At 42.1% G+C, this 18,522-nt stretch carries 12 protein-coding genes; all 12 read left to right on the forward strand.

The features are described from left to right. Positions 1–39 precede the first annotated feature (39 nt). The 12 genes from QEP08_RS04280 (at position 40) to QEP08_RS04335 (ending at position 18,498) form a co-directional block, all read left to right on the forward strand. On the forward strand, positions 40–1,587 hold the full coding sequence (locus QEP08_RS04280) for a RagB/SusD family nutrient uptake outer membrane protein (RefSeq protein WP_285056103.1): 1,548 nt from the start codon (positions 40–42) through the stop codon (positions 1,585–1,587). Between the two features lie 16 nt (positions 1,588–1,603). Beyond that, positions 1,604–2,839, forward strand: a complete 1,236-nt coding sequence (locus QEP08_RS04285; protein WP_285056104.1) for a fasciclin domain-containing protein — start codon at positions 1,604–1,606, stop codon at positions 2,837–2,839. 27 nt (positions 2,840–2,866) lie between these two features. Further along, positions 2,867–3,970, forward strand: a complete 1,104-nt coding sequence (locus QEP08_RS04290; protein ID WP_285056106.1) for a DUF5007 domain-containing protein — start codon at positions 2,867–2,869, stop codon at positions 3,968–3,970. 88 nt (positions 3,971–4,058) lie between these two features. Then, a complete protein-coding gene (locus tag QEP08_RS04295) occupies positions 4,059–7,202 on the forward strand; it encodes a SusC/RagA family TonB-linked outer membrane protein (RefSeq protein WP_285056108.1) in 3,144 nt (1,047 codons plus the stop codon). A gap of 23 nt (positions 7,203–7,225) precedes the next feature. Then, positions 7,226–8,848, forward strand: coding sequence for a RagB/SusD family nutrient uptake outer membrane protein (locus tag QEP08_RS04300; RefSeq protein ID WP_285056109.1), 1,623 nt, complete (start codon positions 7,226–7,228; stop codon positions 8,846–8,848). Positions 8,849–8,867: 19 nt separating this feature from the next. Further along, on the forward strand, positions 8,868–9,665 hold the full coding sequence (locus QEP08_RS04305; protein WP_285056111.1) for a hypothetical protein: 798 nt from the start codon (positions 8,868–8,870) through the stop codon (positions 9,663–9,665). Between the two features lie 37 nt (positions 9,666–9,702). Next, a complete protein-coding gene (locus tag QEP08_RS04310) occupies positions 9,703–11,313 on the forward strand; it encodes a DUF5008 domain-containing protein (RefSeq protein WP_285056112.1) in 1,611 nt (536 codons plus the stop codon). 58 nt (positions 11,314–11,371) lie between these two features. After that, positions 11,372–13,159 carry a DUF4983 domain-containing protein gene (locus QEP08_RS04315; RefSeq protein ID WP_285056113.1) on the forward strand — a complete coding sequence of 596 codons (1,788 nt, stop codon included), beginning with the start codon at positions 11,372–11,374 and terminating at the stop codon, positions 13,157–13,159. 77 nt (positions 13,160–13,236) lie between these two features. After that, the gene (locus QEP08_RS04320; RefSeq protein ID WP_285056114.1) at positions 13,237–14,700 is read left to right on the forward strand and encodes a carbohydrate-binding protein; all 1,464 of its coding nucleotides are present in this window, start codon (positions 13,237–13,239) and stop codon (positions 14,698–14,700) included. A 31-nt stretch (positions 14,701–14,731) separates the two neighbouring features. Then, the gene (locus tag QEP08_RS04325) at positions 14,732–15,763 is read left to right on the forward strand and encodes a PKD domain-containing protein (protein WP_285056116.1); all 1,032 of its coding nucleotides are present in this window, start codon (positions 14,732–14,734) and stop codon (positions 15,761–15,763) included. Between the two features lie 380 nt (positions 15,764–16,143). Next, entirely contained in the window at positions 16,144–17,193 is a 1,050-nt protein-coding gene (locus tag QEP08_RS04330; RefSeq protein WP_285056118.1) for a PKD domain-containing protein, read from the forward strand. A 186-nt stretch (positions 17,194–17,379) separates the two neighbouring features. Then, positions 17,380–18,498, forward strand: a complete 1,119-nt coding sequence (locus QEP08_RS04335) for a DUF5013 domain-containing protein (protein WP_285056120.1) — start codon at positions 17,380–17,382, stop codon at positions 18,496–18,498. The last annotated feature ends 24 nt before the right edge of the window (positions 18,499–18,522 follow it).

Below are 18,522 nucleotides of genomic sequence, written 5' to 3' on the forward strand. Positions count from 1 at the left end.
AAACAGAATAATATTTAAGTACCAATTAAAATTGAGGAAATGAAAAAAATAATTTTGCTGAGTCTTATCTTTTTTGCCCTGCTCGCGGGAAGTTGTAAAAAAGCATTGGACGTAAACTCGACCCGTGTGGTAAATGAGGAGAATTTCTGGAATACGATTGAGGACGCCAGGGCCGGGATTATGGGTGTTTATGGGTTGACCAGAGCAGCATTGGCTGATAATAACGGCCATTGGATCTACGGAGATGTACGGATGGGCAGTTTTGCCAGTCCGATCCGTCAGGATTTAAAAGCGGTCATTAAAAATGACCTGACTGCCCAGTATCCGGTGGTGGACGCGCTTTCAAACTGGAGAAGGTTTTACGCTATCGTAAATGCGGCCAACATCTTTTTAGAACGTATTCATGAAGTGCGCGACAACGATGCCCGCTATATTCAGAACAATATGGATGTTGATGTGGCCCAGGTCAGGTTCCTGAGGGCTTTCGCTTATTTCTATATGGTCAGGATCTGGGGTGATGTTCCGTTCATTACGTCTTCCCGTGATGGTTCTTTTGAAAATATGCCAAAATCTGATGGGCGTGCGATCCTTGAATTTGTTCAGTCGGAAATGGCTGCCGCCGCTGAGGTATTGCCTTATAATTATAGTGTTGGTGACATTCAGCAGCCTGGGCAGTATTATAATGAGTCTTCTTCGAGATGGAACGGAGCTCTGGTCAGAAAGATAAGTGCGTACAGCATGCTGGCTCACGTAGCTGCATGGCAGGGTAAATATGCAGACGTGTCTGTTTATACCAAATTTGTGATGGATAACTATACCAGGGGTAGTATCGGATATTCGGATACACAATTCTTAACTCAGCGTAATGGTTTGTTCTACGATAAAAGAAACAGTCAGATCCTTGGATTTGGTTTCATATGGGGACACCAGGATGCTACATTTACCGGAAACATTGAATCATTGACACTGGCTGAACCAGTTGTCAATAAAGCTTTACCTGATATTTACCTTACAAAAGATTCGATCATCGGGATTTTTAAAGAAACCAATGATGCAAGGTTCAATATTGATACAACTGGTGTGCCTCACTCTGATCGTTACATTACCAATTACCAGGGCAAGTATCCGATCTTCAGTAAGATCAAAGTAATGCAGGATGGATCTTCAGACCCTACTTTCAGGATATTTTCCAGTACCATCGTTGTTACCAGACTTGAAGACATCACGTTATTGAGAGCTGAAGCACTGGCTGTACTTGGTGAAAGAGAAGGGGCAATTGCCGCTTTGAATATCATCAGGCAACTGAGATACAATGTGGACAATGTGGGTAAAGCTACTGAGGGTAACACTTACCAGGCTTATAATGAGGCAAAGAGCGGAGCTCTGATCGATGCGATCTTCAGGGAACGTCAAAAAGAGCTGATGGGCGAGGGACAACGCTGGTATGATCAGGTAAGGTATCAGAGGATCAAACAATCTGATCCGAAGTTTGTGGCTTTGCTCAATAATGGAGGAATTTACTGGCCAATAGCTCAGAGTGTTCTGGCTCAGAATCCTAAGCTAACTCAAAATTCATACTGGAAATAACCAAGCATTTATAGACATGAAAAGATCAAATTTTTACAGTAAATATTTAGTCGCATTGTTGTTAGGTGCACTGATATTTCAGGTTGGATGTAAGAGAGAGTCCGGCTACTACAAACAGGAAAATATCAATAGCGGTACTGATTTAAATATGTATGATTATTTAAAGAGTAAACCGGGAGTATATGATTCGTTATTGTTTCTTATCGACGCATTTAAGATGAAGAGTTATCTTACAGATAGCAATGTGACCTTATTTGCGCCTTCAAACAGCAGTTTTCAAATTGCCTTGCTTAACTTAAACAATATCCGCAGGGCACAAAATAGAGATGCGGTGTTCTTAAAAGATATAGTTGTTGGTACCACGTCTGTACTAAGAGACCTCGCAAAGAAGAAAGCAGACAGTATGAACCTGGATACGATGGTATCCCGTTATATCATAAGGGGTCTGTTTAAATCGAATGATTTCTCGGTGGGTGACGGACGGCCACTGATAGCTGCGCGCAGTGCTTTTCCTATGCATGGAAGACGTGTCTATGCGGATGCACAGGGATGGCAGAACGGTGGTTCTGAGGTCATAGAATTTGCAAATACAAAACGAAGTGTGTTTGTGCCTAACTGGTCCACAACTACTACAAGTTCTGTGAACATCCAGGCAAAGAATGGTGTTGTGCATTTGCTTGAACCTGATCATGTATTCGGATTTGACGAGTTCTCGAGAAGGCTTACATTGATCCCGCCACCGAAAAACCTGATTCTGGATGATATGGCTGCATGGAAAGCCGCGCTTGTAGCAGATCCGAATACTCCTAAACCTTATAGCGTTAAATTTAACGGAACTTATGAAGATGGTCAGGTATCGGGCGGAGAACGGATAGATAAATTGTTCGACAATAATATACTGACCAAATTTATCGCAAGGTTCCTTGAGGGCAATAACAACCCGATCAAAATCACTTATAGTTTCTTTGGCGGTCCGAAAGTGGCCAATGTATACACGGTATCCTCTGCAAATGATGCAAAGTTAAGGGATCCTAAGTCATGGGTTCTTGATGGATCACTGGACGGAACCAATTGGGTTCAGCTGGATACTCGTCAGGACCAGGATTTTAATTCCCGTTTTGAGACTAAGATCTACGATTTTAAAAATACTGTAGCTTATAAATATTACAGGTTAACTGTGGTGAGTAATCTTGGAGATAACTTGTTCCAGATGTCTGAGTGGACGCTGAACTATAGAGAGGTTTTTGAATAATTAGGGGTATTTAAATTAAAGAATGATATGCAAAACGCAATAAAATATAATGCACTGATCTTATTGACTGCCGTGGTTACTTTCTCCGGGTGCAGGAAAATATTTGATGTGCCAGAGGAAAAGGACTATCTGAGTACAAAGTTGGATTACACCACAAAGTCCTTTGACCCTAAAATGGGTAGATTGTACAATTATAGAGGTATACTTAATGCAGATAACTCGTCCTTCCCGATGAAGTTCGAACTGATCAATCCGCACTTTGGTGACGGAAGAGACGCAAATGACATCCTTACTAAAAAAGATGTGCTGGTGTGGCATGCTGAATACAATGGTAAGGAGACCAGTCTTGCTGAAATTGAAGCAAAAAGACATGTGGAGAGCCGTCCTATTGTGGAGATCAGAGAATCTGGCGAGCTTATTGTATGGCCGAGTGCTTCAAGAGATCTCTTTACGCCGGCTGATACGGTTGTGTATCCTCAGGACATCAGATATTTTGACGTGAAGGTGAGCAATTCCGGCGGTTCAAAGGTGATTAAAGATTTGTCTCTTATTTTTAAGGCGAATATACCTTATGAGCCAAGTGACGATCTTAACCAGTACAATGGATTGCCAAATACGACGACGCCTTCCGGAAAGGCTTTGAAGCGCCAGTTTGTCCAGTCGGTATCCAATCTGGTTGGTGAGTCTACTAATCAGCCGATGAACGACCCTACAAACGCAGCAAAAGGGATTATCTATTTATACATACGTAAAGTTCCGGGGGGTCCTGGAAATACATTGAGATTTAAGTTTTTAGACAAAGATTCGGCAGCCATTAATCCTGCGAAATTTAATGAGACCAAATGGGATCAGTTGGTTCATGGCTTTAACAAGACGATGACGTCTGAATATGTGCAGTACGATGTGGCTTATCCGATTCCTGTAGCGCCCGGAATTCCGACCAAATACACGAATGGGGGACCAACGGGTCAAGGTAATGAAGCCCATGTTGAGTTTAGTTATTCACGTATCGGTTTTGGTAACATCCGGCAGACGGCTGTTATCGCGCAGAACTTTAGAATATTTGAAAAGGGAGACTGGGAGATTGTATTCCACTTCAAGACTGTAAACCCTAAGTTCACAAACGACTAGAATCTTAATGATAAAAATTAATACAATGAGAAAACATATTATTTTGCTATCAATTTTTTTCAGCTGCATATTTATATGCAAAGATTTGATGGCGCAAACTAAAAAAGTGACTGTTACGATAACCGTATCGGACGCAGCGACCAAGGAGACCTTGCCTGGTGCAGGTGTTTTTGCAGGGAAGCCACCGAAAGGGCTTGGTCAGACTAACGGAAATGGGGTTTTAACCGTTTCTGTGGATGACGGTGCAATTTTGACAATATCCTATCAGGGATATACCACTAAAGAACAAAAACTAGCCCCGGGACAAACCAGAATTGCTATAAATCTTTCTGAAACTAAAACCACGATGAATGAGGTGGTAATTCGCGGATACCAGAAAAGGAGCCGTGATCAGACTACCGGATCGTCATTTATAGTAACGGGTAAAGAGGTACAGGATGTACCGGTGGCCAACGTAGAGCAGTTGCTTCAGGGTAAGGTTGCTGGTTTGAACATTCAGAACAATACGGGTGCGCCGGGTCTGCGTGGATCTGTGAATATTCGTGGTCTGTCTACCATCAGTACTACAGGATCTGGTAACGAGACTTTCCTGCAGCCGACTTCACCCTTATATGTAATTGATGGGGTGCCGATGGATGCGGATAAAGCTTCTGAGTTCGGTTTCCAGCAGCAAGGTTCTGGTGTGAGCCCGCTCTCGTTGATTCCTCAGGAAGATATCGCGAGTATTGAGGTTTTGAAGGATGCTACGGCTACTGCTTTGTATGGTTCAAGAGGTGCCTATGGTGTAATCCTGATCCAGACCATCCGCGGTCAGTCGGAAACGCCAAGGGTACGTTATACTGGTAACTTTTATTTGAGTAAAACGCCTAAACTTCGTGAGACTTTGGGTGGTGCTTCGGAACGTGCTGTAAAAGTGAAACAAATTGCTGATTACAGAACACTGGATGATTATTATCTGCTGTACAGGACTCCGTTTTTATCAGACAGTTTGAACGCTTTCTATAACAACTCTACAAACTGGCAGGCTATCTTTTATCAGGATACTTATAACCAGACACACAACGTGACTTTGGATGGTGGTGACACCAAATTCAACTATAAAGCCAACGTTGGTTATTATGGAAATAAAGGGATCATCAAAAATACTGGTTTTGACCGTTACAGTTTAAACATGAACATGGAGTTCAAACCTTCAGACAGGCTGAGCTTTAATGGTGCTATCCTGGCGTCGGTGTCCAGTATAGAAACCGGTAATGGTCTTGGTCTGCTGCAACAAGGTGTTGCGAGTAACGGACAAAACTCGTCATTACTTCCCGGCCCGTCATTTTTCGTGGCAACCAGTGATGTGTTATCTGCACTGGAGGTAAGAAACGATGCGGGACCTAAATTTTTAAAAGCCAATATGGAGGCGAGATATGAACTGTTTCCGGGACTGACTGCAACCACCAACGGTAGTTATTCCTACAATCAGGATCATAAGGATCAGTTTACTCCGGCTGCTGCGAACTCGCAGTTTGCCAAACTGGAGCGTTTCAATTCATTTACTTCTGAGTTGTACAACAGGAACAGTTTATCTTATGTTAAATCGATTAATGAAGAGCATAACTTCTTCGTCAACTTGTTCAACGAGTTTTACATCAGGAATGGTAAATCGGCAATGACCCGTCTGCAAAGGATACCAAACGATCAGTTTGAAGGTCCACTGGGATATGACGGTTACTTCTCAAGGGGTGGCGGTATCTTGAACGGTAGTTTCTTAGATCAAAAACTGGCTTCATTTGCGGCGGCTTTTACTTATGACTACAAAAAGAAATATGTAATGGATATCACCTATCGTATAGATGGTACATCTGATAGTGGTAGTGATGATCCGTATTCTAAAAATCCGTCTATTGGTTTGAAATGGCACTTCTTTAAGGAAGACTGGCTGAAAGAGATGAAATGGTTATCGTATGGTGACTTGAGGTTAACCGCTGGTAGGAACATCTATCCGGTTGGTAAACTGGTTGATATCTACGGAAGGTATATTCCTAATGGATTTTACAACAACTCGCCGAGAGTGGGTATACATTATGAACAGATTCCTAACCCGATCCTGAAGCCTAAGAGTGTAACTCAGTATAACTTTGGATTTGATGTTGGTTTGTTTGACGGAAAATTTGATGTTATTTTTGATACTTATTACAAACAAGTTGATAACGAGTTGTTTACAAATTACTTATCTAATACTTTAGGTTTCGAGAAATTTACCAGTAATGATGCTGCTCTTGTCAACTATGGTTATGAGCTTTCGGTGAGCAGCCGCCCGTTACCTAAAACCAGCAAAGTTGTATGGACGGTTTCAGTTAACGGTGCCTGGAACACGGACATTCTGACTAAACTGCCTGCTGAATACAATGGTCAGTACATTGAGTTTGATGGCATTACCGCTTACCGCCAGCATTTGGCGAAAAGGGTGGGCAGGAACTCACTCGCCAATTACCTGTTTATCAATCAGGGAGTTTATGCAAATACATCGGATGTGCCAATTGACCCGATCACTGGTCTGAGGTACCGCAATAATAGTCCGGATGATTATAAGAATGCTTTTGAAGGAGGCGATGCAAGATTCTATGACGCAAATGGTGATTACGTCTTGGATAACAGAGATTTACAGGTGACAGGAAATACCCAGCCAGTTTTAACCGGTGGTTTATCCAATACGCTGAGCTATACCTTCCCTTCGACTTCTTCTATTACCCTGAATATCTATTCAACTTTTACTGCTAAACGTTCTATCCTGAACAATGCCCTGGCAGACAGGCTGAGATTGCTTGCTGATCCGTATGGAATTGACAACCAAGGTAGAATAGGGGGAAATACAAAAGCAGTAGTTCCGATTGCTGACCTGAATACCTGGACCCAGCCTGGAGACAATGCGAAATTTGGTAATGCTTACAATTATGTCCATAATTCTTATTCGCAACCATTCAGATATGAGCAGACGTTATGGCAGGAAGAGGGAAGTTATTTTAAAATTAATCAGATCACTTTAGCTTACACATTTAATAAGAAGCTGGCTAAACGTCTTGGGGTAAATTCTATACGTCCATACCTTTCAGCTGCGAACGTGGTTACTTTTTCAGGTTACTCCGGTCCGAATGCGGAAAACGTAACAGCGATCGGACGTGATGGATCAGGTGGTTATCCGGTACCGCGTTCTTACACATTTGGTCTGAACGTAGAATTTTAATTGAAGTCAAAAAAAGATAAGACATGAAAAAAGTAATTATTTGCTTATTAATCGTTGTAAGCGCTTCACAATACAGCTGTAAAAAGTTCCTGGATATTACGCCGATTGATAAGCTGACAGGTAACAATTTTTACAAGAGTACCGATGATATTGAAGCCAATATCACGGATATGTACGGACAGCTGTTCGATAAATACACCAGAACTGCTTTTGCAGGTGCTACTGGTGAATTCCGTTCAGGAGAAGTAGTTCCTGCTGTGCAGGGTGGCGAAGGCCGCTATGGGTCTGCGAGGCTTGGTGGGCACACCAGGATAGCGCCGAATCCAAACGGTAATACTGAAAAGCAATCCATACCGCTTACTTCGGTGAATGACCGTACCTTGCTGGAAGCTGTGCAAAGAGGCCGGCCATGGGAAGGTTACCGTTTCTGGGACCTTACCATATGGAATGAATACTATAAAGTAATCCAGGCAGCTAATATCTTAGTCAGCAAACTGGAGGAAGGGATTCCTGCGCTGAACGAACAGCAGACTAAACGTTATATAGCTGAAGCGAAGTTTATACGCTGCTTTTGTTATTTCACTATGGTTCGTCTTTATGGTGATGTGATCTATTATACCAAAGCTTTCCAGAAAGATCCGCTTCCGAGAGAAAACATGGTTTCAGTAATCAATAAATGTATTGCTGATTTGAAACCAAATTATAAGGACCTGCCGCTTAATTTTACTGATCCTTCTATGAGGGGTGTAAGGGCAACGCAGGGTGCTGGTATCGGCCTTTTAATGAACATGAATATGTGGAACGCAGGGTTTGATCTTCCAAACAGAAGTGCATACTGGACTGAAACGGCAATTTTGGGCGAGGAGATCATGACGAGCGGTGCTTTTCGTTTGCTGCCGCTGACAGAGTGGGCTACTGTAGCCAAAGGTCGTTCTGAAGAGAGTTTATTTGAATTGTTCAGAACGCTGAACTATAATAATGACTTGAACAATCCTTTTGAACAGGCATATGCGTATTCTCCATTTGGTGATGCGTTTATTCACTTCCCTTATAAACAACCGGAGTATACCCACCGCTACAGTTTCAATGTGATGACTGAGGAATACATGAAGAAGCTATATCCCGATGCCAGCGATCAGCGGTTGACAGTATGGTTTGTTGCTCCTTTTGATCAAAATCCGGAGACTTTTCAACTCAGAAAGTTTGCTTTGAACACGTTTATCGATGCAAATCGTCCTGATCTGGATTTGAACCCGGACAACACTTATCTGATCATGCGTTATTCTGATGCCATCCTGCTGCGTGCAGAAGCACTTGCCAATTTGGGCGGTGCTAATGAGGAAGAGGCCATTAGTGCTTTAAACGTCGTCAGGTTAAGAGGCGGAGCATCGTTATACCCGGCCGATGGAGATACAAATCTGAAGGATGCGATCTTCTGGGAACGTGCTAAAGAGCTGATGGGAGAAGGAAGCCGTTATTTTGACCTGGTCCGTACCAGAAGGGTGCTGAGCAAACAGTACACTGACAATCCTTTGACTTCGGATAAATTTAACAGGGGAGGCTGGACCTGGCCGATTGACCAATCCGCACTTATAAATAATCCGTATATGACATTGAACAATTATTGGATTGGAACTGGTCTTTAATTAATTTGATATAACGAACATGAAAAATACGATAAAAAGATATATTAAGCCGGTTGCAATTTGTTCAGTATTGCTGACCATGATGGTGGCATCCTGCAAGCAAGACGATTATTATCAGGACGGCGGAAAGGCTGATCCAAAATTTAATGGTACAGTATTGCAATACCTGCAGTCCGATCCAAAATTTGATACCATAGCGCAGATCGTAAAGCTGGCTGGCCTGGAAGAGATGTTTTCCAATGAGGAAATCACTTTCTTTTGCCCGACGGATGAGGTCATCAGACGTACAATAGGACGCGTAGGTAGAAGACAAAATTTTCCGGGCGATCCTTATATAGATAAATTAAACCAGGCTTTGTTTGATCTGGGTAAAGATACTATAAGTACGCTTGCTGATGTTCCGGGACCTATCTGGAGAAAGTACATGCTAAGGTATGTGTTTAAAGGAAAGAATGTACTGAAAGATTATCCCCAGATTGACTTCAGCCTGAAACAATTGTATCCTGGTGGATTCTATTACACCTGGAACAATGACCTGTGTAATATTGGCGTGGTGTATAACCCTGTTAATGGTGTTAAATATACAGGTTACCGCCAGCTCTGTATTTCATTTGTGCGGGATATTTCAAACCCTGACCAGAGTCTTCTCTATACTGCCGCCGTGGCGACGTCAGATGTTCAGCCTACTAATGGTGCGGTGCATGTACTGGCAATTGCCGGTAGCCTGGGAACCATTGGCGAAGTTCTGGTGAGTCCGTTAGGGGATATGTTTGGCTTCGGTGATGATTTTTGGGTAGATGTAGTTTTTAACAGATAAGGATAAATGTTTTTTGGAAATAATTTAATTGAACATTATGAAATTTAGATATACCGGATTATTAGTCGTGCTGCTCGCAGCGATGATCGGCGGTTGTAAGGGTACAGATACAGACGAATTCAATGATCCTTATGAAGGTGGTAAAGCCGGATTGGGAATTGTTGTAAACCAGCAGCAGGTGCCTGTACCGGCAGAGGGACTTGCTGGTACTGAAGTAAGGATTAAGGCGGCCGGCCTGGAAGCACATCACAAGACGGGTTCGCTGCAGTTTTTGTTTAACGGTGAAAAGGCGGAGATTAAAGCAGTTGATGCTGAAGGAATCACGGCGATAGTACCTGGCAGGGCAAGTTCTGGCATCACTTCATTTGTGGTAGGCGGACAGGTAGTGTTCGGCCCTGATTTTACCGTACTCGGAAAGGTTAAGAAGGACTTTACTTATAAGGTAGTTAATGGTACGGATAACGTGATATACAGAGCGATAGGAGTTGCAAGTGGAAACGTATTGCTTTTGGGTGACTTTACAGATTTTGACAACAAGGGTCTGGTAAGACGGATCAACAGAATAGTAAGGACGTTTCCAGATGGAACTTATGACCGTTCACTTGCATCCGGATTAGGTGCTAACGGAGCTTTATATGATATGGCTGTGGTAAACAGCAACTGGTTTATTGGCGGCCGTTTCAGTGGATATGCACAGCGTGACGGGCTCAGCAATATTACTAAGCTGAGCTCTCAGGGACAAATTGATACGGTTGCTGCGGAGACGTATGAACATAAGACAAAGTATGTGTCGACGTTTAATGGCGGTACCAACGGAACTATTCTTAATGTGTACCCTTCTAACGGAAAGGTGATCATCGCCGGTAATTTCAGCTATTATCTTTCCCGCAGATATGATCAGCCTTCTTATCAATATAAGGACAGTGTGGTAATTGATAGTGTTGATGTGAGGTCTCTGGCAAGGTTGAATGTGGATGGTTCACTGGACAAGACCTGGAGATTTGATCCGAATGCACCTGGCTACAAAGGCCAGCTGGGAAAAAGTTTGCCTGGGCCAAATGGAAACATTGAGTCGCTGATGCATACTGACGGAAAGATCCTGGTATGGGGCCAGTTTACGAAATTTGATGATGCATCGATGGGTTATATCACAAGACTAAATCCGGATGGTTCTATTGACCAGTCGTTTAATCCAGGTAAAGCCGGAGCTGACGATTATATCTTTCATGTAAGCTATAATGCAGTTTTAAATAAGTATTTGGCTGTAGGCAGGTTTAAGAAGTTTAACGGAGAAGCTGCTAATTATATGGTATTGTTAAATTATGATGGTTCGGTAGATAAAAGCTTTACTGCCAAAACATTTGAAGGTGACATTCCTGTCTATTGTAAACTTTTGAATGATGGCCTTGGTGTAATTTCCGGTGGCTTTAAGTCGTATGACGGCGCTGCCAGAAACGGTTTCCTGATCACAGACCTGACAGGTGGTATGGCGCCGGGTTACAATACCATTGGTAATTTAAGCGGTCAGCTGTATGATGTATATGAAACAAAATCTGCAGATGACAAACGTGCGTTATTGCTGGTTGGTATATTCTATCTGTTTGACAATCAAATCACCAATAACATTGTTAGGGTAACATTAGATTAAATGCATGATGATGATATATAGTTTTAGAAAAAACCGAATGAAAAATAAATTAAGGAACATGAAAAATTTTAAGGTTCAATCCTATATTGGAGCGGCTGCACTTTTCATGGTTATTCTGGCTTCATCTTGTAATAAAGATTTTGACAAGGTGATTCCGGAAGCACCGGAGAATAGTGCCAATGTGGATTTTAAGGTGCCAAAGGTACTTTTTATTATTGCTGATGGTGCCCGGGGCTCATCTGTAAGGGATGCTGCTACGGATAATATTAAAGGACTGCTGAGTAATGCGATCTACTCCTGGAACTCTCTGGGGGATGTTGCAGAGAATAATGCGACAAACTGGGCCGATATGATGACCGGGGTGAAGAAAGAAAAGCACAATGTGCTAACTGAGGATTTCGCCGGCAGTAAGCTTGCTGATTACCCGGTCATATTTAAACGCATGAAGGTGATCAATCCAAAGCTTCGCATCGCGTCTTTCGCGACGTCGGCTGGTTTTAAAAATAACCTGACTGAAGGAACAGATGTGTCTGAGCTGGTGGCTGACGATGAGTCGCTGAAGAGCAGAATGGTGCAGTTCCTCCAAACTGATACGGCATCTATTGTGGTAGGTGAATTTTCGGCGATACAGAAAGCAGGAATGGCCGTTGGTTTTGACAATAAATTTGCGGATTACAAAGCTGCTATTGTTGATTTTGATAAAAGAGTGGGAGACCTGGTTGCTGCGGTAAAAGGAAGGCCTACTTATAATAAAGAAAACTGGTTAATTATTGTGACTTCCAATAGGGGCGGTGCTTTTACGCTTCCTCCTGCTGAAGATGACAAGACGCTTTTCAGCAATACGAATGCCAACACCTTTACTATATTTCATAGCGAGCGGTTCAAGCCGACATTTATAGGTAAACCATTTTTAGGTAATACTTTTACCGGGAAAGCTATCAGGTTCTTAGGTGATCCTGAGAAAACCCAGGGTTTTGTAACTCAGTCATTGTCCTCGAATTATAACTTTGGTGAGGATGACTTTACAGTTTCTGTGAAAATCAAGAAAGGATCGCCGAAGGATACTGGTGGTGGTAAATATTGGTACGAGTGGCCATCTATTCTGGGTAAAAGAAATAATGTTGGATGGGGTGGAAGTTCACCGAACCCAGGATGGGATATCTGCTTGTTTTATAACCGCTGGAGGCTGATGGAGCAGGGAGGAGCGGATAACCAAAATGGTGAAGAGATCGCCGGCCTTGACTTTTCAGGTGATACCTGGCATGACCTGACTTTTGTTGTAGAGAAAAAGACAGACGGCAAACGTTATGTCCGCTTGTATACTGATGGTGTGAAAGGCATTACTCCTGCGGGAAGTGGTGAGAACAATAACATCAGCAAGGATGACAGAGCGCTGGCTGGAAAACCGAATTTTGATAATGATGCGCCAATGCGGGTAGGATTTCAGCAAGGGGAGATCAACGGAGGTAAAGGTTATATCAATGTTCAGCTTGCTGAGCTAAGAATCTGGAGAAAAGCACTTGCAGAAAATGTTATTAAGCAGTATGCGTGTGAGCCGTTTATCGATTCAAGTCATCCGGATTGGAATTTGCTGGTGGGTTACTGGCCTATGAATGAAGGTACTGGTGACATTTTAAAAGATCAAAGTGTTATGGCTGCTGATTTTACCTTGCAGGGAACCCGTAACTGGGAGCAGTTCAGCGACTTGATTTGCTCGCCAAGCAACACCAATTTGGGAACATTGGTTCCTAAGAATTCAGATATTCCGACTCAAATGCTTAGCTGGTTCAATATTGCGCGCCAGGAAATCTGGGGTCTGGATGGAAGGGTTTGGATCTCAAATTAAAAATTAACATATAAGTGCCTGCAACAGAGCAGGTACTTACATGTTTTTATGAATGGTTATTTAAAAACTACTGCAAAATGAAAAAAATATTTACTTATTCGTCGTTATGCCTTCTGGCAATGATGACTATATTGACCACATCATGTAAAAGGGAAGACCTGGCTGATGTGATCACCCTTCAGGATGGCGATAAGGTCGCTCTTTCCCTGGTGGACAAGATAGAGGTTGCTGGCGGGACAAACAACTATACACTTGACAATAGTGAAATGGTGATCCCGGTAACAATAGCCTTTGATGGCGCAAGTACTAAGGCATTTACGGTACAATTGCTCGGTAATACCGATACGGTTGCTACATTGGTAGCTAATGGAGCTTTGCCTCCTGGTACACTTCCGTTTGTCCCTGGATCTTTTTCTATTCCGCCTACAATTAACATTGCTTATGGCGTTAAAAGCGTTTCTTTTAATTTACAGGTCAACCGTACTTTTTTAGAGAAAAATTATGGGGCTGACCTGGCTTTTGTTGTGAAAATGGCAGGCGCGGCAAAAGGAAATACTGTGATTACGGGCAAAGCTACAACCATTGTGGTAGTTAAGACCGGGGCAATCATGACGCCTACGGATGTACACTATATTACTTTTGCATCGCCGAACAGTGTATTAAACTTGCCGATTCCAGGTGATAAACCTGGTTTTGTTGTGGGATCTCAGGATTTGAATGTTCCGCTTGATCTGGCGCTTTCAGGAATAGCTGGTGGCCTTTTTACTGTTGATGTCGCTAGAAGTAATGAAATTGTAGAGGCTGCGATACAGGCTGGAACATTGACCGATGCAGTTCCATTGCGGATAGATCAATATGAGGTTACAAGTGGAAAAGGAGTTTTTGAAGCAGGAAAAAATTCATCGAGGATTAATCTTGCGATCAAAACAAGTGCAGTAATATTCGCAGCACCGAATAAGAAACTTGCAATGGGACTGGTATTGAAAGACCCAACAAAGTTTCAGCTGGGTAAATCAAATACCACAATGCTTGTGACCATTGATCCTAATTATTACAAAAGAACGCCTTTTAACGGTACACCTTTTGTCATCAAAGGAACAGTAGGGGTAGCTTCTGATTTTATCCCGGCTTCAAATTATGACTTTGGTGGTGAGGGTGTGGCTTACCACGACAACGGAGGACGAGATGGCGGACAATTCAGAAGACCTGATCAGGTAGATATTGCTGATAATAATATTACTATTGGCTGGACCGGCTCAAATGAATGGTTAAGTTATACTGTTAATGTAGAAGAAGATGGGGTGTATGAAATGAACGCTATATTCGGTGCACCTGATCCAAATTTCACATATTCTGTTTTCTCCTGGATCAACAATATAACGGGGGGAACTTTGGTAGCTGCAAAAACGCCGGGAGGATATGGCGATCAGCAACCGAATTTATCAACAGTTACGTTGAAGAAAGGCCAGCAGGTAATCAAAATGTATTTTGACAATGCCAGGTATGATTTCAGAGGTTTCATCTTTACCAGAAAAAATTAAAAAATAATATAGACAACTAAAAAATAAGGCTATGAACAGATTAATTAAGCCAATATCATTCCTAATTGTTGCGCTCACAATAGCATCTTGTTCGAAAAATAAAGGAGGGGTAGAGGTTATTGATGAAGACGGACCGAGACCTTTTGTTGATTATCAGATAGTAGATGGAGACGACCCGTTCACCTTCGATTTTAAAAACAAATCGACAAATTTTAAGTCATTGCAATGGAGATTTGGAGATGACAGCGTTGCAACTGAGGACTCACCTAAGCACGTTTATTTGACGACAGGTGTCTTCGAAGTTAACCTGACGGCTCTGGGAGAGACGGGTACCAGTGCTAAAAAATTGGTTAAAATCAATATCCGTCCTGACGATGTTGTGGCGATAACTGCTGTGAAGACTGGGGTACCTAATGAGATTAAATTTGTTGCGGAGCCTAAAAAAGGACTGGTGATCCAATCAATAGAGTGGAGCTTTAACGAGGTTAGCCCTGCTGTTAAATCTACTGAACTGTCGCCAACCAGAACTTATGCTGCAGGATCTTTTAATAGTTTTTCTGTTAAAGTTACCTCTAGCAAGGGCTCTGTGATCAACTTTTCTAAGTTTGTAACACCTGAGGGAGTTGCGGAAAACATCACCTCCAGCGCTATCTTTACGCCTTCTTCAAACAACTCAAACACCAATGAGAATGCGGTTAAGATACTTGATGGTAAAGTTGATACCAAAGTTTATCTGGGAGGTGTTGCGCTTCCGCTTACATTCAAATTTGCCTACCCTTCACCTCAGACGGTTAAAATTTATGCGATAGGTAATGCAAATGATTCTGAATCGAGGGATCCAAAAGTATGGACTTTGGAAGGCTCGAATGACGAAACAAACTGGACAATTGTAGATTCGCAAAATTTAACTACCAGTCTTTACGCAAGGGCCGGGAATAAATATAAGCAAATGCATTATTTCGCCGTTGCGAATCCTCAGCCTTTTGCTTTCTACAGGTGGAGAATTACTGCTATGTGGACCAGTACCAATTTCCAGGTGTCAGAGTTCCAGTTATTCAGATAGTACTTTTACTTTAATAAACAAAAAAAAGATGGCCCCATTAGGGGCCATCTTTTTTTTGTTTTATAACCAAGCGGATCCTGCGCTTAATTTGAAAAAAAAGGCGCTGCATAGGTTTATAGCCTATGGTCCTAGTCTGTTGAGTAATTTTTGTGATACATATTGGGATAAGAGGTAACATTAAGCATACAAATTTCAGATAGGAATGCTTAATGCCTTACTTTGCAAGGCTCTTAAATCGATTTTGCTGATGTTTCAGAGACGTTTTGAGAGTCACGACAAATATTATTAATAGGGATATTTCACCAAAGCAGGTGATGATATAATATTTGTAGCATAATATGTTTTAATCAATTACAACGCAAATATAAATCAACAAATTAATGAAAAAATTATTTAGACCGTTACTGTATCTTTTTTTGGCTGCCTCAATGGTTTCCTGCTCCAATTCTGATGATGTGATTGAGGAGCAGATCGTGGATGGCAAAAGGCCATTGGTAAAATATGAAATTGTACCCGGTGATGATCCCTTTACTTTCAAGTTCGAGAACACTTCAGAGAATTATAAGAAACTGGAATGGAGATTCGGAGATGACAGCTTGAGTACGGATGTATCCCCGGAACATGTTTATCTGGCTACTGGAAGGTATGAAGTGAATCTTACTGCCATTTCTGAAACTGGTGCTACCGCAAGAAAGCTATTGGTTATTGACATTAAACCTGACGATGTAGTGAAAATCAATGCTGTGAAAACTGGCATAGAAAATCAGGTTAAATTTAATTTAGAGCCTTTGGCCGATATAAGTTCAGTTGAGTGGACATTTGGTCCGGAGAACATTTCTGTTGATCCGTCGCCGCTTATGACCTATGGAGTCGGTACCCTGAATCCATTTAAGTTAAAAATGACCACTAAAAAAGGATCTGTTGTAGAGCTGGAGAAATTCGGGACAACTGAAGGAATAGTAACCAACGTGACCAATTTAGTTACTTCTCAGGTGTCAAAGGATAACGGGGGTGGGCCGAATGCCAATGAAGGTTCTTTAAAAATCATTGATAATAATGTCGAAACCAAGCTTTACCTGCCGGGATGGGGTGGCTCCTGGTGGATGCAGTTTCAGTTCCCTTCAGAAACGACTATCAAATATTACGGCATAGGCAATGGCAACGATTCTCCTGACAGGGATCCAAAAAACTGGACACTGGAAGGCTCAAATGATGGAATTAACTGGACCGTAGTTGACACCCGCGCCCAGGCTAAGAACTTTTATGATCAGATGTCTGACCGGGGTGCGACAAATGACGATGGAAGGTATAAGAAAATGTTTTATTTTGCTGTCACAAATCCTCAGGCTTTTACTTACTACAGGTATAACGTCAGCTCAAATTTTGGCAGCGGCGACTTCCAGATTTCAGAATTCAGACTGTACAAGTAATATAATTGTTACAGAACAATATGGGACTATTGCTTATATTGTGTTAGTGTTAAACGATGGCATGAAAAAGCCATCGTTTAACATAAGTACAGATTACTTAAACAATAGGGTAAGGATTGCGGGATGGTTTAAATAAGCTGTGCGATTGCTCTTAAATTAACTAAACCAAATATAAAATTGCCCTTTATGAAAATAGCATTCAGACCATTTCTGGTTTTATTTTGTGCTTGCGGATTTTTAGCGTGCTCAAATGATGATGATCTCGTTACAGAACAAGTACAAGATCAGAAAAGACCGACAGTCGATTATGAAATAGTGCCTGGTGAGGATCCGTTTACATTTACATTTCAGAATAAATCAGCAAATTACAAAACTGTGGAATGGCGTTTTGGAGATGACAGTCTTTCTGTTGAGGAATCTCCGTCGCATGTGTTTTTCAAAGATGGCAAGTATGAGGTCACTTTGAAAGCTACTTCTGCCGATGGTTCTACTGCTAAGAAATTGGTTGTGGTGGACATTAAACCGGAGTCGGTGGCTAAAATCCGTGTTGTTGCCAGTGGTGCTCAGGATGAGCTGAATTTTTCGGCGATTGGAATTAATGGTTCGGAGGTACAATCGGTGATCTGGGATTTCGGCGATGGAACGAATTCAACTGCTGTTTCTCCAAATAAAAAATATGCTGTTGGGGAGTTGTTTACAGCAAAGGCGGTCGTAACGACAAAAAAGGGCTCGGTCGCTACAATTGTTAAAGTTGTGACCAGTAATGGTGTGATCGTTGATGTCACCAACCAGTATTTGCTGAATGTTGGTCCTAAATTCATTGCCTCTGAAAGAGTCGGGAATGGCAGATGGGGTGTTGTGGCTGACTGGAGGGTAAATGATGCGGTTAAACAACGGGGAAATGGCATGGGCGGATGGGATGAATGGGAAGGTAATAGTATGTCTATGGAATCATGGGGTGGCGAACCTGATATTGTTAATGGTAAAATTAGGCAAACTACCTTGCAACCGCTACCTGTAGGGCAGTATTATTATGAGTTGAAGTTTCACGATTTTCAAGTTAAAGACCAGCTTTATAATGTGATTTCAAAAGCTGATGATCTTCCTGATGTTGGCAGTGTCACTACTGATCCCGATGTTTTAAGCTACAGACAATTAAGCGGGAATGGGCCTTTGCTGAATTACACTGCATTCAAGATTGAGCAGCCTATGAAAGTGACTGTTGGATTTGTGTCTACCTTCCTTCAGTCTGATCAGAACTTTAAACTGACCACGATAAGAATCTATAAGCAGGTAGTAGAATAGTTTTACTATTTTTGAATGACGAAT

Source organism: Pedobacter ginsengisoli, from assembly GCF_030244015.1.
Taxonomy (GTDB): domain Bacteria; phylum Bacteroidota; class Bacteroidia; order Sphingobacteriales; family Sphingobacteriaceae; genus Pedobacter; species Pedobacter ginsengisoli.